The sequence below is a fragment of the Mesorhizobium sp. ESP-6-2 genome, from assembly GCF_020164675.1.
Classification (GTDB): domain Bacteria; phylum Pseudomonadota; class Alphaproteobacteria; order Rhizobiales; family Rhizobiaceae; genus Mesorhizobium.
In genome coordinates this window covers 233170-253808 of record NZ_JAIUGT010000005.1, presented here as the reverse complement: position 1 = coordinate 253808, position 20639 = coordinate 233170, and the positions used below count along the sequence as shown (strand labels likewise).

General features: G+C 63.7%; 20 protein-coding genes. 3 read left to right on the top strand and 17 right to left on the bottom strand.

From position 1 onward, the window contains the following. Positions 1 to 148: 148 nt before the first annotated feature. Positions 149 to 1081 carry a LysR family transcriptional regulator gene (locus LB532_RS16130; RefSeq protein ID WP_140640060.1) on the bottom strand — a complete coding sequence of 311 codons (933 nt, stop codon included), beginning with the start codon at positions 1079 to 1081 and terminating at the stop codon, positions 149 to 151. Positions 1082 to 1172: 91 nt separating this feature from the next. Between LB532_RS16130 and LB532_RS16125 the strand changes: the two genes are divergently transcribed. Further along, positions 1173 to 2183: an NADP-dependent oxidoreductase gene (locus LB532_RS16125; protein ID WP_140640058.1), complete on the top strand. Its 1011-nt coding sequence runs from the start codon at positions 1173 to 1175 to the stop codon at positions 2181 to 2183. Positions 2184 to 2250: 67 nt separating this feature from the next. After that, positions 2251 to 2556, top strand: a complete 306-nt coding sequence (locus tag LB532_RS16120; RefSeq protein ID WP_140640056.1) for a putative quinol monooxygenase — start codon at positions 2251 to 2253, stop codon at positions 2554 to 2556. A 156-nt stretch (positions 2557 to 2712) separates the two neighbouring features. Here the strand turns inward: LB532_RS16120 and LB532_RS16115 are convergent, their stop codons facing one another. The 4 genes from LB532_RS16115 to LB532_RS16100 form a co-directional block, all read right to left on the bottom strand. Then, complete coding sequence (locus LB532_RS16115; protein WP_140640054.1) at positions 2713 to 3993, bottom strand: cysteine desulfurase-like protein; 1281 nt, start codon at positions 3991 to 3993, stop codon at positions 2713 to 2715. 47 nt (positions 3994 to 4040) lie between these two features. Then, on the bottom strand, positions 4041 to 4715 hold the full coding sequence (locus tag LB532_RS16110) for an amino acid ABC transporter permease (protein ID WP_140496993.1): 675 nt from the start codon (positions 4713 to 4715) through the stop codon (positions 4041 to 4043). Positions 4716 to 4872: 157 nt separating this feature from the next. Further along, the gene (locus LB532_RS16105; RefSeq protein WP_140640052.1) at positions 4873 to 5670 is read right to left on the bottom strand and encodes an ABC transporter substrate-binding protein; all 798 of its coding nucleotides are present in this window, start codon (positions 5668 to 5670) and stop codon (positions 4873 to 4875) included. A gap of 437 nt (positions 5671 to 6107) precedes the next feature. Then, entirely contained in the window at positions 6108 to 6884 is a 777-nt protein-coding gene (locus LB532_RS16100; RefSeq protein WP_140640050.1) for an HpcH/HpaI aldolase family protein, read from the bottom strand. Between the two features lie 125 nt (positions 6885 to 7009). Here LB532_RS16100 and LB532_RS16095 point away from each other — a divergent pair, with 125 nt between their 5' ends. Beyond that, complete coding sequence (locus LB532_RS16095) at positions 7010 to 8101, top strand: LLM class flavin-dependent oxidoreductase (protein WP_140640048.1); 1092 nt, start codon at positions 7010 to 7012, stop codon at positions 8099 to 8101. A gap of 261 nt (positions 8102 to 8362) precedes the next feature. Here LB532_RS16095 and LB532_RS16090 read toward each other — a convergent pair whose 3' ends face one another. The 12 genes from LB532_RS16090 to LB532_RS16035 all read right to left on the bottom strand — a co-directional run bounded on the left by LB532_RS16090 (position 8363) and on the right by LB532_RS16035 (position 20533). Continuing rightward, on the bottom strand, positions 8363 to 8758 hold the full coding sequence (locus LB532_RS16090) for a RidA family protein (RefSeq protein ID WP_140640046.1): 396 nt from the start codon (positions 8756 to 8758) through the stop codon (positions 8363 to 8365). Between the two features lie 57 nt (positions 8759 to 8815). Beyond that, entirely contained in the window at positions 8816 to 9964 is a 1149-nt protein-coding gene (locus tag LB532_RS16085) for an acyl-CoA dehydrogenase family protein (protein ID WP_140640044.1), read from the bottom strand. A 237-nt stretch (positions 9965 to 10201) separates the two neighbouring features. Further along, a complete protein-coding gene (locus tag LB532_RS16080; RefSeq protein ID WP_140640042.1) occupies positions 10202 to 11014 on the bottom strand; it encodes an enoyl-CoA hydratase family protein in 813 nt (270 codons plus the stop codon). After that, positions 11011 to 11481 carry a MarR family winged helix-turn-helix transcriptional regulator gene (locus LB532_RS16075; protein ID WP_140513060.1) on the bottom strand — a complete coding sequence of 157 codons (471 nt, stop codon included), beginning with the start codon at positions 11479 to 11481 and terminating at the stop codon, positions 11011 to 11013. Before LB532_RS16075 ends, LB532_RS16080 begins: the two co-directional genes overlap by 4 nt. Then, positions 11475 to 12248: an SDR family NAD(P)-dependent oxidoreductase gene (locus LB532_RS16070; protein ID WP_224556976.1), complete on the bottom strand. Its 774-nt coding sequence runs from the start codon at positions 12246 to 12248 to the stop codon at positions 11475 to 11477. Before LB532_RS16070 ends, LB532_RS16075 begins: the two co-directional genes overlap by 7 nt. Next, positions 12245 to 14539, bottom strand: a complete 2295-nt coding sequence (locus LB532_RS16065; RefSeq protein ID WP_140640038.1) for a bifunctional salicylyl-CoA 5-hydroxylase/oxidoreductase — start codon at positions 14537 to 14539, stop codon at positions 12245 to 12247. The genes LB532_RS16070 and LB532_RS16065 overlap by 4 nt, the downstream gene beginning before the upstream one ends. Positions 14540 to 14681: 142 nt before the next feature. After that, positions 14682 to 15281, bottom strand: a complete 600-nt coding sequence (locus LB532_RS16060) for a VOC family protein (RefSeq protein WP_140640036.1) — start codon at positions 15279 to 15281, stop codon at positions 14682 to 14684. An 80-nt stretch (positions 15282 to 15361) separates the two neighbouring features. Beyond that, the gene (locus tag LB532_RS16055) at positions 15362 to 16198 is read right to left on the bottom strand and encodes an ATP-binding cassette domain-containing protein (protein WP_140640034.1); all 837 of its coding nucleotides are present in this window, start codon (positions 16196 to 16198) and stop codon (positions 15362 to 15364) included. Continuing rightward, positions 16191 to 17069 (bottom strand): ABC transporter ATP-binding protein, encoded by an 879-nt coding sequence (locus tag LB532_RS16050; RefSeq protein ID WP_140640031.1) that lies wholly within the window; start codon positions 17067 to 17069, stop codon positions 16191 to 16193. Before LB532_RS16050 ends, LB532_RS16055 begins: the two co-directional genes overlap by 8 nt. Further along, the gene (locus LB532_RS16045) at positions 17066 to 17914 is read right to left on the bottom strand and encodes an ABC transporter permease (RefSeq protein ID WP_140640029.1); all 849 of its coding nucleotides are present in this window, start codon (positions 17912 to 17914) and stop codon (positions 17066 to 17068) included. Before LB532_RS16045 ends, LB532_RS16050 begins: the two co-directional genes overlap by 4 nt. Continuing rightward, complete coding sequence (locus LB532_RS16040; RefSeq protein WP_140640027.1) at positions 17907 to 18914, bottom strand: ABC transporter permease; 1008 nt, start codon at positions 18912 to 18914, stop codon at positions 17907 to 17909. The genes LB532_RS16045 and LB532_RS16040 overlap by 8 nt, the downstream gene beginning before the upstream one ends. An 89-nt stretch (positions 18915 to 19003) precedes the next feature. Continuing rightward, on the bottom strand, positions 19004 to 20533 hold the full coding sequence (locus LB532_RS16035) for an ABC transporter substrate-binding protein (protein WP_140640025.1): 1530 nt from the start codon (positions 20531 to 20533) through the stop codon (positions 19004 to 19006). Between the last annotated feature and the right edge of the window lie 106 nt (positions 20534 to 20639).

The following is a 20639-nucleotide window of genomic DNA, read 5'->3' as shown; positions in this document are numbered from 1 at the left end:
GCCGTCGGCGTTTGCAGGCGACATGTCAAATTGCGAAGCTTCGAATATTAGAGCGGTCCTTGCCTAGCGACAAATCGGCTTGCCCTGTCGACTCTGTCCAATGCCTGTCATGGCCGGAATCGCCTCTAAGCGGCCCTTCCGCGCCAGATCAGTCGATGCTTGAAACTGCCATTCGCTGCATGAAAGCGGCGTCGAGCATGGTCAGAAAGGCGCGCACCGCGGGGTTGGCGCGTCGGCTTGCCGGCCAGAGCACAGTGACGTTATTTCGCTCCACGGCGAACGTGGACAGCACGGGGACCAGATCACCGCGCTTTACATAGGGAGCCGCCATGAAGGAGGCGCCTATGCCTATCCCGCCACCGGCTGCCAGCATGATGAGCACGGCATCGCTGGCGTCGGCGACCACACCGGCATTGGGCACGATCTCGATCTCGCGGTCGCCAATCCGGAAGGGCCAGCGAAAGGTCTGGCCTGTGCTCTGATACCGGAGATTGACGGTGTCGTGCCCTACCAGGTCATCGGGATGGGTCGGGGTGCCGCGTTCCTCGAGATAGGCTGGCGAGGCGAAGCAGCAAAGCCGATGGGGTGCGAGCTTGCGTGATAGCAGCCGGGTGTCAGCCAGATCACCGATGCGTATGGCGACATCGATCCCTTCCTCGATCATGTCCACTATCTGGTCACCCAGCCTGAGATCGACGACCAGGTTCGGGTGGAGCCGACGGAAAGCCGGTAAAGCCGGAGCGATCAGGTGGAGTCCGATCGGCAGCGACGCGGCCACGCGCAACGTGCCCGATGGTTCGGAGCGCGCGGTCATTGCCGTCTGCTCGATTTCCTCCGCCTCGCGTAGCAGACGCAGCGCGCGCTCATGCAGGTCGCGCCCTTCGGGCGTGAAGGTGAGCGAGCGCGTCGTACGGGTAAACAGCGACAATCCTAAATGCCGCTCGAGCCGCTGGATGCTCTTGCTGACCGCCGACGGGGAAATCGACAGCGCGCGCGCCGCTGCCGTGTAGCTGCCCAGCGATCCGGCACGCGCGAAGGCGATGATCCCAGTGAGCCGATCCAAAGCGATATGTTCCACCATGGCATTACTTAAGCGCCATCTGCGCCGATTATCAACCAGGAGTGATGCCACTAGATCTGCTCCAGCGACATGATGAGCGGAGATTTGACCAATGAGCGACAAGATGAAGGCAGTCCGTCTGCATGCATTCGGTGGTCCCGAGGTGCTGGTGTACGAAGACGCGCCGAGGCCGGATGTGAAGCCCCACGAGGTGCTCGTCCGCGTCCAGGCAGCGGGGCTTAATCCGCCCGACTGGTATCTGCGGGACGGCTATCGCGCCCTGCCGCCAGAATGGCGACCCAATGCATCCTTCCCACTGATTCTCGGCACGGACGTGTCGGGCGTCATTGAAGCGGTTGGCGCCAACGTCGCTGAGTTCAGCATCGGCGACGAGGTCTATGCAATGGTTCGCTTTCCCCATGACCTAATGACGGGTAGCAATGCCTACGCGCAGTATGTCAGTGTGCCGGCAACGCAGCTTGCGTTGAAACCAGCCGGCATCGACCATATTCATGCGGCCGGCGCGCCGATGTCGCTTCTGACGGCATGGCAGTTCTTGATCGAACTTGGCCACGACGAGCCGAATCCGTTCCAGCCCTTCCGGCATGAGCCGGTGCCGCTCGACGGCAAGACGGTGCTGATCAACGGCGCCGGAGGCGGTGTCGGGCATCTGGCTGTCCAGTTGGCGAAATGGCGGGGCGCTCGCGTCATCGCGGTGGCATCGGCCAAGAACGAGGGGCTGATGCGAGATCTCGGCGTGGATCAGTTCGTCGACTACAAGACGACCGCGACCGAAGAAGTCGTCCGAGACGTCGACCTTGTCCTCGACGCGGTGGGCGGCGCGGACATGGAGCGCTTCTTCCATGTTCTGAAGCCGGGCGGCGCGCTGTTCCTGATCAACCCGCTGGGCTTCACGGGTCACGAGGAGGCAGAGAAGCTGGGAATCACGGTCTCATCCACACAGGTTCGATCCAATGGCGCGCAGTTGGCAAAAGTCGCCCGCCTGCTCGACGGCATTGTGCGTGTCGTCATCGACAGCACATTCCCGCTGGCCGAGGCATCGCGCGCGCACCAGCGCGCCGCTGACGGCAGTATTCAAGGCAAGATCGTGCTGGCCGTCTGATTTGTTGCTTTCAGCCGACCGATCGTCGGAAGTGCAGACGGTCGAGCGGGATCCACCAAGGTAAGCCATGATGCTGATTGTTACCGGCTATATGTATGTCGAGCCCTCGTCGGTCACCGAGTTTGTCCAGGATCTCCAGAACCTCGCCATAGCTACGCGGCAGCGGGACGGAAATCTTTCCTATGACGCGGCTGTGGACGATCCGCTTGCCGGCCGCCTCCTGGTCGCCGAGCGGTGGAGAGACCAGGCCGCACTCACTGCACATCTCCATGCTACCGACACGATGGCGTTCGTTGGTCGATGGGGCGACATCATTAGGGGTGAGATTCTCAAATACGACGTCCTGCGCAAACGTGGCTTGATGGACGAGTAGCAAAGTACGCCGGTGAGCGTAGAGCGGCAGTCGGATCGTCTGCATATCTGCGCTCGCAACCGGCGCAGTGGACGGCAGCTATCGGCCCAGTTCCCGCCGTTCCGAAACGAATATCCGAAGGGCCGCTTACGGCCCCCTCCTAGACCGATCGCCGGATCACGACAGCTTGGCGATAATCGCCCGCAGTGCGTCGCCGAAACGGTGCACCTCCTCCACCGTGTTGTAGTGCACCAGCGAGGCGCGGATGGCGCCGCTGTCCATCGACAGGTTGAGGCGCTTCATCAGGCGCGGGGCGTACATGTGGCCGTCGCGGATGCCGATCTGCAATTCAGCCATTTCCTCGACGATCCGCTGCGGCGACAATTTGCCGATGTTGAAACAGAAGGTCGGCACGCGCTCGTTGATCCGGGCCTCCTCGGAAACGCCGTAGATCGTTGCCCCGCAGCTCTTCAGCACAGCCAGCATCTCGCGCGCCAGCACCAGCTCGTAGTCGCGGATGGCGCGCATGCCGGCGACGATGTTTTCGCGCCGCGAGCGGTTGTTGGACGGGGCAAGGTTGCGGCCGATGAGTTCCAGATACTGGACCGCCGCATCCATGCCCGACACATTCTCGTAGATGAAGGTGCCGGCCTCGACCTTGTAGGGCGGCTCGTCGGGGATGAAGTCCTCGCGGAAGGTCGGCAGCCGCTTCAGCGTTTCGAAGCGGCCCCACAGGAAACCCATATGCGGCGAGAAATTCTTGTAGCCGGAACAGACGAGATAGTCGCAATCCCAGGCCTGTACGTCGATCAGCCCATGCGGTCCGTAGTGCACGCAGTCGAGGAACACTTCGGCGCCGGCGGCGTGCGCGATTTTAGCCACCGAAGCCACGTCGACGATCGAGCCGATGGAATGCGCCGTCACCGTGCAGGCGACAAGCCGGGTACGATCGGAAACAAGCGGGCGCAGATCGTCGACATGCAAATTGCCGTCTTCGCGCATGCGCCACCACTTGAACTTGGCGCCGGCGGATTCGAGCGCCAGCCATGTCGCGATGTTGGCGTCATGGTCCATGTCGGTGACGACGATCTCGTCGCGCTCTCCAAGCATCTGGCCGATGCCGAGGCTGACCAGGCGGATGAACGAGGTGGCGTTCATGCCGAAGCAGATCTCGGATGGGCTGTAGGCATTGATCAGCAGTGCCACGCTTGTCCGCGCATCGGCGACCGACTGATCGACAGTGACGCTGCGGCCATAGCGGCCGCCGCGCTGCACATTGTGCGAAACCAGATGGTTGGTCACCGCGTCGAGCACGCTCTGCGGGATCTGCGCGCCGGCGGCGTTGTCCAGGAAGATGAAATCGCCTGCCCGCTGCAAGGCGGGAAACATCGCCCGGATTCTTTCAACAGGGAACGCGCCGGAAGTGCCGGTCGCATTGGCGGCTTGATGCTTGTTCATGGTCGTCTCCTGCGAAGTGCTCGGTAGATGGGAAATTGTAGGCGCGGTCAGCGCGTCTTCTCGGTTTTGAAACGGTCTTCAAGCAGGCTGACGAGGCGAACCATCGGCCACAGGAAGATGAGATAGACCAGCGCCGCGCCGATCAGCGGCGAGGGATTGGCGTAGAGCGACTGGGCATTGGTCGCTTCCTTCAGGAGTTCCGGCAGCGCCACGGTGGAGGCGAGCGAGGTGTCCTTGAACATCGAGACGCAGTTGCTGGTCATAGGCGGGATGACCACGCGCACCGCTTGCGGCAGCACCACCTTGCGCAAGGTCAAAAGGAACGGCAGGCCGAGGGCCTGCGACGCCTCGAACTGGCCGCGCGGAATGCTTTCGATGCCGGAGCGGAACACTTCCGCCGAATAGGCCGACATGATGATGGCGAAGGCCGTCACGGCGGAAGCCCAGGACGACAGGCGGATGCCGAGGAAGGGCAGCGCGTAATAGATCAGGATCAGCACCACCAGCACCGGCAGCGCGCGGAAGATGTCGGTGTAGCCGACCGCCAGCCACCTGAGCGGCTTCGGCGCATAGAGCCGCAACAGGCTGATAACCAGGCCGATGGGGATGCCGATGCCGATGCTGAGCAGCCCGAGCAGCAGCGTGTTGAGAAAGCCGCGCAGCAGCGCCGGCAGACTGGACGCGATGACGTCGGCGTTGAAGAAGGTATCGAGCAGCGACATGGGAGGCTTTCCCGAACCGTTTGGCGTCCCTGACGCCGGAGCAGAGGTCCGGAACAGCGAAAGCGGTTTTGCCGCGCCGTGCTGCTTCCGGGAGGTTGTGTATCAAACGGAACGTGCCGGCCTTTCGAGCCGGCACGTTCTCCTTGGCGGCCGCCGCTCAGGCCTTCGGCACCGGCATTTCCTTGGCGGTCGAGGAATCGGCGGGCGCGTCGCTGCCGAACCACTTCTTGTGGATCGCGGCCAGCGTGCCGTCCTTCTTCATCGCCGTCAGCGCGTCGTTCAGCTTGCCGAGCAGCGGGTGGTCCTTGGTCATCATCAGCCCGTACTGTTCGCCGGTCTTGATGCGTTCCTTGACGGTGAGATCCTTCATCTTGGTGAAGGAGTACTGCATGCCCGGAATGTCGCTGACAGCCGCGTCGATGCGCCCGGCACTGAGATCGAGCAAAAGGTTCTGCTGCGTGTCATAGCCCTTCACGTCGCTGAAGCCGTCGGCTTCCTGATGTGCCTTGACCCAGGTCTCGCCGGTCGAGCCGGACAGCACGCCGACGATCTTGCCCTTGAGGTCGGCCTCGGCCTTGATCGGGCTGTCGGTCTTGGTGGCGATGCCCATATCGGAATCATAGTAAGGCTGCGTGAACGACTGCGATTTCAGCCGCTCCGGCGTGATGGTGATCGACGAGATGGCGACATCGATGCGTTTCGAGGTGGTGGCGGCGAACAGCGCCTGGAAGCCGAGATCGGCGATGTCGGTGGTCATGCCGACGCGCTTTGCCGCTTCGTTGACGATGTCGACTTCAAAGCCCTCGAAAGTGCCGCTCTCGTTCTTGTATTCGAAGGGCGGATTGGTCGGGTAGGCGCCGACATTAAGCACATCGGCGGCATAGGCGGTTGCCGGTCCGGCGGCGATGCCGATGGCGGCCGCGAGCAGGATGAGATTGCGACGGGTCAGGCTCATTGTTGGTCCCTCTGGGGTGTTCCCTCTGGTTGTTGATCGGGCGGGCTGATGCCCGCACGGTTTCTTGCCGCCACACCTCCCAGCGGGGCGTCAATTCATGCTCCCCGCCATGCGGTCGGGCGCTGTCCGGTCGCGGCAGACGCACATGGGCGGGAAGGCGAGATTGGCGATGCTCTCGGTATGCGGATCGTGGAACTGGCGCGCGCATGCCATCGCAGGCATAGCGTGCTGGAGGATGACTGGGGGCAGCATGAACGACAAGGACTGAAACCCTTTGATCCCACCCGATGCACCACGATGGATGTCCGGCAAGCCCGTCCGGAACGGCAGTCGCATCGATCTAGGAATGCTTATCCAAACCGCGGCAGTTTTCAAGGCAAAAGTTTTAAGCTTAAAAAGTTGGGCGGCGACGGCGCCTGGAGTGCCTTTCGATAGCGCTAGCTGCGGCCGCTCCTGCCCAGTTCGGCATCCGCGCCGGCTTTTCCGGCGGCAGCGCCAGTTCCCAGAAACATCGTGTCGCTGGCCAGGATGAAGAAACTGGCGCCGAGTGCCGCCCATCCGGCGACATCCTGCGGCCTCGCGCAGAAGATCCCGGATGTCCTGCCATGCGCGATCGTCGCACCGATGATCCTGCGAATCGCTTGCGCGAGCTTGTCGGCGCCTTCCGGGCCGATCGCATCGATCGACACGGAGAGATCGCCGGGCCCGACGAAAATCACGTCGACGCCCTCGACGGCGGCGATCGCCTCGATATTGGCCAGCCCTTCCGATGTCTCGACCTGAACCGCCACGACGATGCTGTCATTGGCCTGAGCAAGATATTCGGAGATGCGGTAGCCATAGCCTGCGGCCCGTCCGGGCCCGACGCCGCGCTCGCCGGTCGGCGGATAACGCGAGGCCTTCACCGCCGCCTGCGCCTGGGCTGATGTCGAGACGCGCGGGACGAGCACGCCTTGCGCGCCGCTGTCCAATGCCGCGGCGATCGCTTCCGGTGCATGGCCGGGCACGCGCACAATGGCCGGCACGCGATGGATGTCGGCGGCGCGCACCATCGTCTCGATCATGTCGCGCGAAATCTGGGCATGTTCCCAATCGATGCAGAGAAAATCGAGACCGGACTGCGCCATCACCTCGACCGCAACCGGATGCGGAATGGCGGCAAAGGAACCGACGAGGCTTTCCCTGCCGATGCATTTGTGGCGAAACCCGCTCATCGCTCCATCCCTTTGTTGTCGTGCCGGAATTCATATCCGCAAACAGCGGCGAGGCGAAGCTATTTCAGGCTTGAAATATTTTCGCGCGGGCCTAGCGTGTCGATCTCCCGCCGCGAGTTCCGGACATGATCAAAGCGCATCCCCTGGACGGCCCAAACAGACTGAAGCTCGGCGTCTTCTCGACCAATGCCGATGGCGGCCTTGCCATATCGGATGTGCCTGAACGCTGGACGGCAAGCTGGCAGGATAATCTGACGGCGGCGCAGATCGCCGACCGTGCGGGGCTGGAATTCCTGCTGCCGATCGCGCGCTGGCGCGGCTTTGGCGGCCGCAACAAGGTGCGCGAATGGTCGTTCGAGACCTTCACCTGGGCGGCGGCGCTCAGTGTGGCCACCGAGCGGGTCGGCCTGTTCATGACCGTGCATGTGCCGCTTATGCATCCGCTCTATGCCGCCAAGGCATTGGCGACGGTCGACCATATCAGCCAGGGCCGCGCCGGCCTTAACATCGTCTGCGGCTGGAACCCGAAGGAATTCGGCATGTTCGGCACGCCGCTGGTCGAGAAGGGGTATGATCAGGCCGCCGAATGGATCGACATTCTGGAAAGGCTTTATGCGTCGGCTGAACCTCTCGACTATGAGGGCACTTATTATCGTCTCAAGGAAGCCGTGAGCCGGCCGGCCAGCCTGCAAGTGCCGCGACCGGTGACGATGAACGCGGCTTTCGGCGGTCCGGGCCGCGATTTCGCCGCCGCCCGTTGCGACTACCTGTTCACGACCTTTTCCGAGATGGCCGATGCCGGCAAACATGTCGCCGATATTAGTGAGCGGGCCGACAAGGCTGGCCGCGAGGTCGGCGTCTACACCGTGGCGCATGTCGTCTGCCGGCCGACGATGGAGGAGGCGCAGGCCTACTACACACGCTATGCCGTCGATCTGGCCGACCGCGAGGCGGTCGATGCCCATATGGCCGGCAAGAAGGAATTCTCGCGCTCGCACGACCCGCATGCCTATGACCGCTACCGCCAGCGTTTCGCCGGCGGCGCAGGCACCTACCCCTTGATCGGAACGCCCGAAACGATCGCCGCCGACATGGCCGCCATTGCCGGGCATGGCTACCAGGGCATTGCGTTGTCCTTCGTCAACTACACGCAGGAATTGCCTTATTTCTGCGATCACGTGCTGCCGCTGCTGGAGCGGGCCGGCCTTCGCGAATAGATTATTCCAGCTAGCCGAAGTCGTCATCCCAGGGAGGAGCAGGAGCCGAAGCTCCGTCGCGAAGACCCTGGGATCCATGCCGTTACATTGGACGCAGAGCGCATCGGTGCAGAATTCTGGACCGCAGCGGCGCTTTGGCTTCACGGCATGGATCCTGGGGTTTGCGCTGCGTCGCTGCGCTCCTTGCTTCGCCCCAGGATGACGAAGCGATGGACGACTATTCCAAGACAATTGGTCGGTCATTCCGGGACAACCGATAGATTATTCCGGGATGACGGCGGTGGCCTGGATCTCCACCTTGGCGCGGTCCTCGACCAGCGCCACCACCTGCATGGCGGCCATCGCCGGGAAATGCCTGCCGATCACCTCGCGATAGGCTTCTCCAATGCCCCTGAGGTTGGCCAGATATTCGCTCTTGTCAGTGAAATACCAGGTCATCGACGTGATGTGCCGCGGCTCCGCGCCGGCCTCCGCCAGAACCGCCACGATATTCTGAAGCGTCTGCCGCACCTGTCCGACGAAATCGTCGGTCTCGAACTGGCACTGCCCGTTCCAGCCGACCTGTCCGCCGACGAAGACAAGCCGCCCGCGGGCCGCTACGCCATTGGCGTAACCGACCGGCTTGGCCCAGCCATCCGGCTGCAGAATCTCGTGCATTTCAAACTCTCCGCAATATCCGCGTTCGAAACAGTCCAAACCTTGACGCGACCGGGTTCAGGCAGCGCCCATCACCTGCCGCGCGATCACCACCTTCTGCACGTCGGAAGCACCCTCGTAGATGCGCAGCGCGCGGATCTCGCGATACAGGCTTTCGACGATGTGACCCTTGCGGACGCCGTCGCCGCCATGCAGTTGCACCGCTTTGTCGATCACCTCCTGCGCCTTGTCGGTGGCGAACAGTTTGGCCATCGCCGCCTCGCGCGTCACCCGCGCCGCGCCCATGTCCTTGGTCCAGGCGGCGCGATAGACCAGGAGCGCCGCGGCATCGACGTCGAGCGCCATCTCGGCGATATGGCCCTGCACCATCTGCAGCTCGGTCATCGGCGCGCCGAACAGCTTGCGTTCGGCCACCCGCTTGATGCTTTCATCGAGTGCGCGGCGCGCAAAGCCGAGTGCCGCCGCGCCGACGGTCGAGCGGAACACGTCGAGCACCGACATAGCGATGCGAAAGCCGTCGCCCGGTTTGCCGATCAGCGCCGAGGCGGGCAGCCGGACCTGATCGAAAGACAGTCGTGCCAGCGGATGCGGCGCGATGACTTCCAGGCGCTCCGCGATGCCGAGGCCCTTGCTGTCCCCCGGCACGATGAAGGCTGATAGTCCCTTGGCGCCGGGTGCCTCGCCTGTGCGGGCAAAGACGACATAGAGATCGGCGATGCCGCCATTGGAGATCCAGGTCTTTTCGCCCGACAAGATATAGCCGCCACCATCGCGGGTCGCGGTCATCTCCATATTGGCGACATCCGATCCCGAGCGCGGTTCCGACAGCGCAAAGGCGGAAATGACCTTGCCGGCGCGCGTCTTCGAAAGCCATTGCTGCTGATCCGGCGTACCGAACAGGCTGAGCGCTCCGGTGCCGAGCCCTTGCATGGCGAAGGCGAAATCGGCGAGCCCGTCATGCCGCGCCAGCGTCTCGCGCGTGATGCACAAGGTGCGCACGTCGAGCGGCCCGGGATTGTCGGTGTCGAGCGCCGTCGGTTTCAGCCAGCCGTCGCTGCCGAGTTTTTGCACCAGCTCGCGGCAGGCGGCGTCGACGTCATGGTGATCGACAGGCAGGTTCTTCGCGCACCATGTTTCCAGGCTTTCGGCCAGCTGGCGATGGCGGTCTTCGAAGAATGGCCAGTCGAGGAAGGAGCGGTCAGGCATTTCTGCCTCCGCTATTCTCCAGAGTCCGTGCTCTAGGGCGCCCCCCTCTGTCCTGCCGGACATCTCCTCCGCCGGGGGGGAGATCGATCCTCATCTCGGCTTTCGCAAATCGCCTGCGCCGCAGGATGGCTGCCGCCGCCGAAGCTGCCAATCTCCCCCCTAGAGAGGGAGATGGCCGGCAGGCCAGAGGGGGGCGCTGTCCCGCCGGCATGTCCTTCTTGAGCGAAGAAAACATCCTCAATCCCCCTCGAATACCGGCTTTTCCTTGGCGACGAACGCCTTGTACGCCCGCTCGAAATCGCGCGTCTGCATGCAGATCGCCTGTGCCTGCGCCTCCGCCTCGATCGCCTGGTCGAGGCCCATCGACCATTCCTGGTTGAGCTGCGTCTTGGTGATGCCATGGGCGAAGGTCGGGCCGGAGACGATGCGCGCCGCCATGTCGAGCGCGTCAGCTTCCAAGGAAGCTGCCTCTACTAGCCTGTTGTAAAACCCCCAGCGCTCGCCTTCGGCAGCCGTCATGGTGCGGCCGGTGTAGAGCAGTTCGGCGGCGCGGCCCTGGCCGATGATGCGCGGCAGGATCGCGCAGGCGCCCATGTCGCAGCCGGCGAGGCCGACGCGGGTGAACAGGAACGCGGTCTTGGCTTCCGGCGTGGCGATGCGGATGTCGGAGCTCATGGCGATGATGGCGCCGGCACCGACCGCCACGCCATCCACCGCCGCGATGATCGGCTTGCCGCAGTTCAGCATCGCCTTGACGAAATCGCCGGTCATGCGGGTGAAGGCCAGGAGCTGCTTCATGTCCATCTTGACCAGCGGCCCGATAATGTCGTGGACATCGCCGCCGGAGCAGAAATTGCCGCCATTGGACAGGAACACAACGGCGTCGACATCGTCGGCATAGACGAGGTCGCGAAACGTATCGCGCAGTTCCGCATAGCTTTCGAAGGTCAACGGGTTCTTGCGTTCCGGCCGGTCGAGCCGGATCTTGGCGATCCGCTCTTCGACCCGCCAGAGGAAATGCTTCGGCTTGAAGCCGGCCATCTTGCTCATTCGCGTCCCTCCCAGTTGCTGCGGAACGAGGTCAGCATGCCGGTCAGCCGGCGCGCGTCATCCTCGCTCACCTTGCCCAGCAATTCGCCGACCCAGCCCTCGTGAGCGGCAGCGATGACGGCGAAGGACTTGGAGCCTTCATCCGTCAGCCGCACCATCGAGGTGCGGCGATCGCCATTGCGGCGGGCGCGGGCGACCAGCCCCTCGGACACGAGCCGATCGACGATCCCCGTCACATTGCCGTTGGACACCAGCAGGAAGCGCGACAGGTCGCTCATCAGCATGCCTTCGGGCGCGCGGTAGAGCGCGGCCATCACGTCGAACCGCGGCAGCGTCGTGTTGAACTCCTTCTTCAGGCGCTCGCGCAGTTCGGCCTCTATCGTGCGCGAGGCGCGCAGCAGCCTGATCCACAGCCGCAAGCGGTCCTTGCCGGGTCCCGACGGCGCGGGCAGGGGGCCGGCTACCATGTTTCGCCTCCTGAGATCGAAATTGCCTGTCCGGTGATCGACGCTGCCGCATCGCCACAGAGCCACAGCACGGCAGCGGCAATTTCCTGCGGCTGGATGAAGCGGCCCTGCGGATTGGTCGAGGCAAGGCTCGCCCGCGCCTGTTCAGTCGAGCGGCCGGTTTTTTCGACAATGCGCTGGAGGGACTGCTCCAGCATTTCGGTTTCCACGAAACCCGGGCACACCGCGTTGACGGTCACGCCGGACTTCGCCGTCTCGGCGGCAAGCGCCCGCATCAGGCCGATGATGCCATGCTTGGCCGCCACGTAAGGTGCGACGTAGGCGTAGCCCTTCAGTCCGGCGGTGGACGCGATGAAGACGATGCGGCCCGCCTCGCGCGCGGCCATGCCGGCGAGCGCCGGCTTCACGGTCAGGAAGGCGCCGGTCAGGTTGACGTCCAGCGTGTGCTGCCAGTCGGCCAGCGCGGTCTTGTGCGCCGGCGTGCTGCCCGCCATGCCGGCATTGGCGACGACGATGTCGAAAGGGCCTCGCGCCGCTTCAGCCGCCTCGTAAAGCGATGCCATCGCCGCCTCATCGGTGACATCGGCAGTGATGGCGAAAATGCGTTTGCTTTCGCCGGCCACCTTGGCCAGCTCCGCCTCGCGCCGGCCGCATATGGTGACGTCGATGCCGGCACCGGCCAGCGCCAGCGCAATGGCGCGGCCGACACCGGACCCGCCGCCGGTGACAAGGGCGTGGCTGCCGGCGATCATCGCGGCGGCCGTCATACTTTCAGCCCCGCCGCGGCGTCGCGTTCGGCCAGCCGGTAGATCTGGTCACGCCCGGGCAGATAGGGATCCGGCCATTTCACGCCACGGTCGCCGAGCGTCACCGCCGCATGCAGCGTCCAGTAGGGGTCGGCCAGATGCGGCCGTGCCAGCGCCACCAGGTCGGCGCGGCCGGCCATCAGGATCGAATTGACATGGTCCGGCTCATAGATGTTGCCGACCGCCATCGTCGCCATGCCGACCTCGTTGCGGATGCGGTCGGAAAACGGCGTCTGGAACATGCGGCCATAGACCGGCTTTGCCAGCACCGAGGTTTGTCCTGCCGAGACGTCGCAAATGTCGACGCCGGCCTCATGCAACAGCCGCGCGATCTCCACGGCGTCGGCGGGTGTCACGCCTTCGATGCCGACCCAGTCATTGGCCGAAATGCGCATCGAGATCGGCTTCTGCGCCGGCCAGGCGGCGCGCACTGCGCGGAAGATTTCGAGGGGATAGCGCATGCGGTTTTCCAACGAACCGCCATATTCATCCGTGCGCCGGTTGGTGACCGGCGTGATGAAGGACGACAGGAGATAGCCGTGCGCGGCGTGGATCTCCAGCATGTCGAAGCCGCAACGATCGGCCATCTGCGCCGAAGCCACGAACTCGTCGCGCACTCTGTCCATGTCGGCGCGCTCCATCGCCTTTGGCACCTGATTCTCACGTGACCACGCGACCGCCGATGCCGCCATGACGGGCCAGTTGCCAGAGGCCAGCGGCACGTCGGTGCCTTCCCAGCCAACCCGTGTCGAGCCCTTGGCGCCGGAATGGCCGATCTGCGCGCAGATCTTCGCTTCGGTCTCGGCATGGACGAAATCGACCAGCCGTTTCCACGCCACCTCATGTTCGGGCGCATAGAAGCCCGGGCAGCCGGGCGTGATCCGGCCTTCGGGGCTGACGCAGGTCATCTCGATATAGATGAGCCCGGCGCCGCCCTTGGCACGCTCGGCATAGTGCGTGAAATGCCAGTCCGTCGGGCAGCCCTCGACAGCCTTGTATTGTGCCATCGGCGAGACGACGATGCGGTTGCTGAGCCGCATGTCGCGCAGCTTGAAGGGCGCGAACATCGGGGCGCGACGGAGTCTGTTGGCGCCGGCGCCCGCCTGGCGCTGGAACCACTCCTCCGCGCTTTCAAGCCACTCTGCGTCGCGCAGCCGCAGGTTTTCATGGCTGATACGCTGCGAGCGGGTCAGCAGGGAATAGTTGAACTGCACCGGATCGAGGCCGAGATAGCGCTCGACCTCCTCGAACCATTCGAGCGAGTTGCGCGCCGCCGATTGCAGCTTCAGCACCTCGGTGCGGCGCGCATCCTCATATTTGCGGAAGGCGGCCTTTAGGTCCGGCTCGGTTTCGACATACTCGGCCAGCGCAACCGCGCTTTCCAGCGCCAGCTTGGTGCCGGAGCCGATCGAGAAATGCGCTGAAGCCGCCGCGTCGCCCATCAGCGCCAGATTCTCGAATGACCAGCGCTCGCACAGCACGCGCGGGAAATTGATCCAGGCCGAACCCCTGATGTGGTTGGCATTGGTCATCAGCGCATGGCCGCCAAGATGTTTTTCGAAGATGCGTTCGCAGACGGCGATGGATTCCTGCTGCGTCATCGCGCCGAAGCCGAAGGCGGCCCAGGTCTGTTCGCTGCACTCGACGATGAAGGTCGCGGTGTCGCTGTCGAATTGGTAGGCGTGCGCCCACACCCAGCCATGCTCGGTCTTTTCGAAAATGAACGTAAACGCGTCGTCGAATTTCTGGTGGGTGCCGAGCCACACGAACTTGCATTTGCGCGTGTCGATGTCGGGCTTGAAGATATCGACGAAACTGTTACGCGCCCTGGAGTTCAGTCCGTCTGCGGCGACGACCAGGTCATGCGTCTCCATATAGGGTTTGGGATCGGCGATGTCGGTCTCGAACGTCAGCTTGACACCGAGCTCGCGTGCGCGCCGTTGCAACAGGATCAAGAGCCGCTTGCGGCCGATGCCGCAGAAGCCATGGCCTGAGGATACAGTGCGCACGCCGTCATGGACCACGGCGATGTCGTCCCAATACGCAAAATGCTTCTTGATCCAGACGGCGCTGACCGGATCGTTTTTGGCCAGATTCTCGAGTGTTTCGGCTGACAGAACGACACCCCAGCCGAACGTGTCGTCGGCGCGATTACGCTCGAAAACCGTCACATCGTGCGCGGCGTCCCTCAGCTTCATCGAAATGGCGAAGTAAAGGCCGGCTGGTCCGCCGCCGAGAACCGCAACCTTCATCTGTGCGATCTCCTCTTCGCTTGCTTGGTTTCAGTATCGCGCCGCGGCCAAGATATTTCAAGCTTAAAGTTTTATACCGAAATGATTATGCGAAATAGCGGACCGCGCGCTCGCGCATCGCCGCACGCGCGGCCGTGGGGGGTCACTTTTCCGGGTTCTTCGGGCTCCACAGCACCGTCTCGGCCCCCTTCTCGTAAGCCATCCCGTCGGGATAGCTGATCGCTTCCAGCTGCAAGCCCCAAGGCGCTTGGAAGTAAAGGATGGTCTGGCCGGCGGCGGGTCCTTCCTTGACCGGCAGCGGCCCCAACCTGGTCTTGACGCCCTTGGCCTCGAGATAGGCTTTCGCCGCCGCGACGTCGTCGACATAGAAGGCGATGTGAAAACCGCCAATGTCGCTGTTCTTCGGTGTCAGGTCCTTCTGGTCCGGCGCGGTGTATTTGAACAGCTCTATGTTCGAGCCGTAGCCGCAGCGAACCATGGTGACCTGCTCGATGACAGCCTTCGGATCGACGCCGAGAAGATCCTGCATGAAGGTGCCCTTGTCGTCGGCGAACGGGCCGAACGACATCGCCTTCTTGCAGCCGACCACGTCGGTGAAGAAGTCGACCGCCTGCTTCATGTCGGGAACCGTGATGCCGGTGTGGTCGTGCCCGCGCATGCCGGGGATCGAGCTGGCTGCCGCCATACCGGTGCTGCCGAGGATGGCGGCAGCCAGTCCTGCATTTCGAATTATTGTCTTCATGTCAGTTTCTCCTCCATTTGGCGGGGCTTTGTCATTGGCCGGTCGCACATCCGAGCCCGCTTTTCGGCGTGCGTATGCATTCATGTCGGAGCCTTGGCAGCGGAAGGAATATCCAGCCAGCCCTCGTCGATTTCGGGCAGTGGGATGGCCGCGATCAGGTCGCGCGTGTAGTTCTGTCGGGGGTTTTCGAAGAGAGCGTCCGTCGCGCTCGCTTCGACGATCCTGCCTTCGCGCATGACGATGACCTGCCGGCACAGCCGGCGGATGACCGACAGATCGTGGCTGATGAAGGCGACCGTCAGCCCCATCTCCGCCGCCAGTTTCTCCAGAAGGGTGAGGATCTGTGCCTGCGTCGAGACGTCGAGGCCGGAGACGATCTCGTCGGCCAGCACGAATTTCGGTGACAGCGCCAGCGCGCGCGCTATGCCGACGCGCTGGCGCTGGCCGCCCGACAGTTCGTGTCGGTAGCGGCCGGCGAAGCTCTGCGGCAGGCCGACGCGCTGCAATGCCTCGGCCACGCGGTCCCTCAGATTGTCGCCAAGCCCGTTCTGCTTCAGCGGCGCGGCGATGATGCTGGCAATGGTACGGCGCGGATTGAGCGACGACATCGGATCCTGGAAAATCATCTGCAGATTGCGGCGCAGCGGCCGCAACTCCGCCTCCGGCAGATGCGTGATGTCTATGCCGTCGAAGCTGATGCTGCCGGCGCTGGGCTCCAGCAATCGCACCAGGGCGCGGCCGAGCGTCGACTTGCCCGATCCGGATTCGCCGACAATGCCGGTCACCGATCCCCTGGGCAGGTCGAAGTCCAGGCCTTTTAGGATTTCCGCCAGCGGCGCGCGGCCGATCAGGGGCTTGCGGGTCATATCGGGCAGCGCGACTTTCAACCCGCGCACGGAAAACAGCGGCTCAGCCATGCGGGCGCTTCCAGACCTGATCGGCGGCGGCAATCTCGGCGGCAAGCCCGGCCAGCACTGCCTCGTCGACCGGCTTTAGCGAGGCGAGGGGATCGGTGTAGCGCGGCGTTGCCGCCATCAGTGCCCGCGTATAGGGATGCTGCGGTGCCGCGAAGAGAGCAGCCGTTTCGGCCTCTTCCATGACCTTGCCGGCATAGAGCACAGAGACCTTCTGACTGATCTTGGCGACGACGCCGAGGTCATGGGTGACGAACAGGATCGCCGTGCCGTGCTCGCGCTGCAACGCAGCGATCAGGCGCAGGATCTGCTTCTGCACGGTGACGTCGAGCGCCGTGGTCGGCTCGTCGGCGACGATCAGCCGTGGCTCGGCGGCGAAAGCGGCGGCGATCAGCACGCGCTGGCGCATGCCGCCGGAAAGCTCGTGCGGATAGCTTTTCAGCACCCGGTCGGGGTCGCGGATCTGCACCTCGTCCAGCAATTGCCGGATGCGGGTTTCGGCCCTCTCGCCGCCCCAGCCGAGGATGCGCACCAGCCGGTCGGTCATCTGCGGGCCGATGCGGCGCGACGGGTTGAGCGCGGTCAGCGGATCCTGCGGGATCAGTGCGGTGCGCGCGCCGATCAGCGTGCGCCGTGCCTTCGGGGTGAGCTTGCCGAGGTCCTCGCCCTCGAGCTGAATATCGCCCTCGACGACACGCACGCTCGACGGCAAGACGCCAAGCACCGCCTTGCCGATCATCGTCTTGCCGGCCCCGCTCTCGCCAACCAGCGCACGCACCTCGCCGGGCTGCACGGCAAGCGACACCGAGCGCAGCACGCGCTGGCCGTTCGGCAGAACGGCGCTCAAATCCTTGATATCGAGACAGGCGCTCATCGCAGCACCGGATCGAAACGCGTCTTCAGCGCTTCGCCGAACTGGCTGAACGACAGCACGGTCAGGATAAGCGTGATCAGCGGGAATACCAGCACCCACCAGGCCTGATGGATGGAAAGCCGGCCCTCGGCAATGATGCCGCCCCAGGTCGGGTCGTCGGTCGAGATCGACAGATTGACGAAGGACAGGATCGCCTCGACAATGACGGCAATGCCCATTTCCAGCGACAGCAGCGCCACGATCGAGGGCACGACATTGGGCAGTACTTCGCGCAGCATGATACCGACGCGGCCATGGCCGGCGATGCGGGCGTTCTCGACATAATCCATGCGCGACTGGCCCATCGCCTCGGCGCGGATGACCCGGCAGAAACGCGTCCAGTCGATGATCGCGATTGCCAGGATGACAGAGCTCAAACCCGTGCCGAGCACGGCAACCAAAAGGATGGCGAACAGCACCGGCGGGAATGCCATCCAGACATCGACGATGCGCGAGATGATGCGGTCGGCCCAGCCGCCGAAATAGCCGGCGATCAGCCCAAGGGTCGAGCCGACCAGGCATGCAGCGACGGCGGCGGCGAAGGCAACGATGAAGGCGATGCGCCCGCCGAAGATCAGGCGTGACAAGAGATCCCGGCCGAGGCTGTCGGTGCCCAGCCAATAGCCGGGCTCGGCGCCATCGAGCCAGAACGGCGGCAGCCGTTCCAGCATCAGATCCTGCGCCAACGGATCCTGCGGTGCGACCAGCGGCGCCAGGATCGCCACCAGCAGCGCCAGCAGCAGCCAGCCGCCGGCCAGCCAAAGCCTGGCGCTTGAGCCGTGTCTCGAGATGCGGCCGTCATCCATGGCGCAGCCTCGGATTGAGCAGCGCATACATCATGTCGACCGCGAGGTTGATCAGCACGAACAACAGAGCGAAGACCAGCACGATGCCCTGAATCAGCGGCAGGTCGCGGTTGATGACGGCGTCGATCGCCATGTTGCCGAGGCCCTCATAGGAAAACAGCCGCTCGACGATGACCGTGCCGCCGATCAGGAAGGTGAACTGCACGCCGACCAGCGTCAGCGTTGGCAGTGCGGCATTCTTCAGCGCCTCGCGCAGGATGACCTGCGTTTCCGAAAAACCCTTCACCCGCGCCAGCACGACATAGTCGAGGTCGAGCACTTCCTTCAGCGACTGTTTCAACAGCTGCGAGATGATCGCCGCCAGCGGCAATGCCAACGCCACTGCCGGCATCAGCATGTGCTTCAGGAGATCCCACGTGAGATCGAGGCGCAGCCGAAGCAAGCTTTCGAATAGATAGAACTGGCTGACGAAGGGCAGGTCCAACTGCGGCGAGACCCGCCCGGAAATGTCGAAGATCGGCACCAGCACGCCGAACAGCAGGATCAGCACCAGACCCCAGAGGAAGTCGGGAATGGAAAGTGCCGCCCCGCTGGCGATGTCGATGCCGGCTTCGACCGCCGTGCCTCGTTCGCGGGCGCCTAGGATGGCCGTCGTCCCCCCGATCGCCACCGCCATGACAAGTGCGACGATGGCAAGCTCCAGCGTCGCCGGCAGCCGGTTGAAGACAAGCCCGAGCACGTCTTGCCGAAGCGAGATCGAGGTGCCGAAATCGCCTTTGACGACGCCGGACAGCCAGATGAAGAACTGCTCGATGATCGTCTTGTCGAGGCCGTAGAGCGCCCGCAGCCGGGCGATATCGGCATCGGTTGCGCCGGGCGGCAGCATCATGGCGATCGGATCGCCGGGAGCGATGCGGATCACGACAAAGACGACGACGGCCACGCCGAACAGCGTGATCAGCATCGTCAAAAGACGGATCAGGAATCGTTGCAGGAGCATGTAAATCTTTGCTGGAGCCCGGAGGCTCGTATGCCGATAGAGATGCGCGCCGTCGCTGCGGACGGCGCGCGCGCAAGCCCAGGCCGATATCAGGCCGGCGTCATCAGGGCCGGCAGCAGCGCGCCGGACACGTGCTGGACGACGTTGACGCCCTTGGCGTGCACGATCGGCTGCGCATACTGCATCAGCGGCAGCACATAGGCCTGCTCGGCGATGTATTTGTCCACCGCCTTCCAGCCGGCGATGCGCTTGGCCTCGTCCTTCTCGCCCCACAGCGGGTTGATCATGTCGATCAGGTCCTGGCTGTCCCACACCGAGTGCGGGCTCGGCCCATACATGGCGAAACCGGTCGAGGTGGTCGGGTCGCCGATGGCATTGCCCCAATTGTAGAAGGCCGCCGGCGCCAGCTTGTCGGCGGCGCGCAGTTCGTAGTGCTTGGCGATCTCGTAGACCTCGATCGTGGCCTCGATGCCGACCTTGCGCCACATGCCGACGATCGCCTGGATCATCTCATAGTCCTTGGGCTTGAAGCCCTTGGTCGTCTGGATGGTGAACTTGACCGGCTTCTCCGGCGAGTAGCCGGACGCGGCCAGCAATTCCTTGGCCTTTTCCGGACTGTGCTCGACCTTGATCGACGCGTCGTAGGCCGCGTATTCGGGCGTTTCCAGCGTGGCGAGCGGCTGGCCGTAGCCGCGCAGCAGCCGCTTGACCAGAAGCTCCTTGTCGACCGCCATGACGGCTGCCTGGCGCACGTTCTTGTCCAGCATCGCCTCGATGTCGTTGAAGAAGATCATGCCGATGTCGGAAACATTCTTGATCGAGCCGGCAAGGCCGTCCTTGGCGATCAGGCGGTCATACTCCTCATAGGGGATTTCGAGCGTCACCTGCGAGGAGCCGGATTCGATCTCGGCGACACGGCTCGCCGCGTCGGTGACGAATTTGATCGTCACGTTCTCGAATGCCGGCTTGCCGCCCCAGTATTTCGGATTGGCCTTGAGCCGCAGGAAGGCGTTGCGTTCGAACTTCTCGACCATATAGGGGCCAGTGCCGATCGGAGCCTTCTCGAAGCCCTCGGCGCCGACCTTCTCGTAATAGGCCTTCGGCATGATGTAGCCGGTGAGGAACGACATCCACTTGAAATAGACCGGGTCGAACTGCACGACATCGCCCGTGATCTTGTTGCCGTCGATCTTGAAATTGTTGACGTTCTTCCACACGAACTGGATTGGGTTGCCGGTCTTTTCATCGCCCGCCCGCTGCAGCGACCAGACCACGTCCTCGGGCGTGAACGGCGAGCCGTCATGCCAGGTTACGCCCTCGCGCACCGTCATCATGATCTTGGTGCGGTCGTCATTCCAGCCCCATTCGGTGAGCAGGCCCGGCGCGAAGGACAGGTCCGGCTTCTGCGGGATGAACTGGTCGAACACCGACTGGTAAAGGCCCTGGATGGTCGGGTTGACCGCCGAAGGTCCGGTGGTCGGATCCCAGGACGGCAGGTTGACATTGTAGGCGATGGTCAGTTCGCCGGCGGCCGCCCTGGCGATGTTCGGCAGGCCGACGGCTGTCGCCCCGAGTGCGGCGGCACCGTATCCGAGCAATTCGCGTCTGTTGATTGTCATGGTCGTTCCCCTTGTTGGTTTTTCTGTTTTCTGCGCACGGCTTCATCGTCTGATCAGTGGGTTCCCTGGGCGACCGCGCTTCGCCTTGCTTCACCCCAATGCGTTT

What these genes read in the sequence shown, in the direction of transcription:
- LB532_RS16130 (WP_140640060.1), bottom strand. Translation starts at nt 1,081, where the DNA reads ATGGTGGAACATATCGCTTTGGATCGGCTCACTGGGATCATCGCCTTC.
- LB532_RS16125 (WP_140640058.1), top strand. Translation starts at nt 1,173, where the DNA reads ATGAGCGACAAGATGAAGGCAGTCCGTCTGCATGCATTCGGTGGTCCC.
- LB532_RS16120 (WP_140640056.1), top strand. Translation starts at nt 2,251, where the DNA reads ATGATGCTGATTGTTACCGGCTATATGTATGTCGAGCCCTCGTCGGTC.
- LB532_RS16115 (WP_140640054.1), bottom strand. Translation starts at nt 3,993, where the DNA reads ATGAACAAGCATCAAGCCGCCAATGCGACCGGCACTTCCGGCGCGTTC.
- LB532_RS16110 (WP_140496993.1), bottom strand. Translation starts at nt 4,715, where the DNA reads ATGTCGCTGCTCGATACCTTCTTCAACGCCGACGTCATCGCGTCCAGT.
- LB532_RS16105 (WP_140640052.1), bottom strand. Translation starts at nt 5,670, where the DNA reads ATGAGCCTGACCCGTCGCAATCTCATCCTGCTCGCGGCCGCCATCGGC.
- LB532_RS16100 (WP_140640050.1), bottom strand. Translation starts at nt 6,884, where the DNA reads ATGAGCGGGTTTCGCCACAAATGCATCGGCAGGGAAAGCCTCGTCGGT.
- LB532_RS16095 (WP_140640048.1), top strand. Translation starts at nt 7,010, where the DNA reads ATGATCAAAGCGCATCCCCTGGACGGCCCAAACAGACTGAAGCTCGGC.
- LB532_RS16090 (WP_140640046.1), bottom strand. Translation starts at nt 8,758, where the DNA reads ATGCACGAGATTCTGCAGCCGGATGGCTGGGCCAAGCCGGTCGGTTAC.
- LB532_RS16085 (WP_140640044.1), bottom strand. Translation starts at nt 9,964, where the DNA reads ATGCCTGACCGCTCCTTCCTCGACTGGCCATTCTTCGAAGACCGCCAT.
- LB532_RS16080 (WP_140640042.1), bottom strand. Translation starts at nt 11,014, where the DNA reads ATGAGCAAGATGGCCGGCTTCAAGCCGAAGCATTTCCTCTGGCGGGTC.
- LB532_RS16075 (WP_140513060.1), bottom strand. Translation starts at nt 11,481, where the DNA reads ATGGTAGCCGGCCCCCTGCCCGCGCCGTCGGGACCCGGCAAGGACCGC.
- LB532_RS16070 (WP_224556976.1), bottom strand. Translation starts at nt 12,248, where the DNA reads ATGACGGCCGCCGCGATGATCGCCGGCAGCCACGCCCTTGTCACCGGC.
- LB532_RS16065 (WP_140640038.1), bottom strand. Translation starts at nt 14,539, where the DNA reads ATGAAGGTTGCGGTTCTCGGCGGCGGACCAGCCGGCCTTTACTTCGCC.
- LB532_RS16060 (WP_140640036.1), bottom strand. Translation starts at nt 15,281, where the DNA reads ATGAAGACAATAATTCGAAATGCAGGACTGGCTGCCGCCATCCTCGGC.
- LB532_RS16055 (WP_140640034.1), bottom strand. Translation starts at nt 16,198, where the DNA reads ATGGCTGAGCCGCTGTTTTCCGTGCGCGGGTTGAAAGTCGCGCTGCCC.
- LB532_RS16050 (WP_140640031.1), bottom strand. Translation starts at nt 17,069, where the DNA reads ATGAGCGCCTGTCTCGATATCAAGGATTTGAGCGCCGTTCTGCCGAAC.
- LB532_RS16045 (WP_140640029.1), bottom strand. Translation starts at nt 17,914, where the DNA reads ATGGATGACGGCCGCATCTCGAGACACGGCTCAAGCGCCAGGCTTTGG.
- LB532_RS16040 (WP_140640027.1), bottom strand. Translation starts at nt 18,914, where the DNA reads ATGCTCCTGCAACGATTCCTGATCCGTCTTTTGACGATGCTGATCACG.
- LB532_RS16035 (WP_140640025.1), bottom strand. Translation starts at nt 20,533, where the DNA reads ATGACAATCAACAGACGCGAATTGCTCGGATACGGTGCCGCCGCACTC.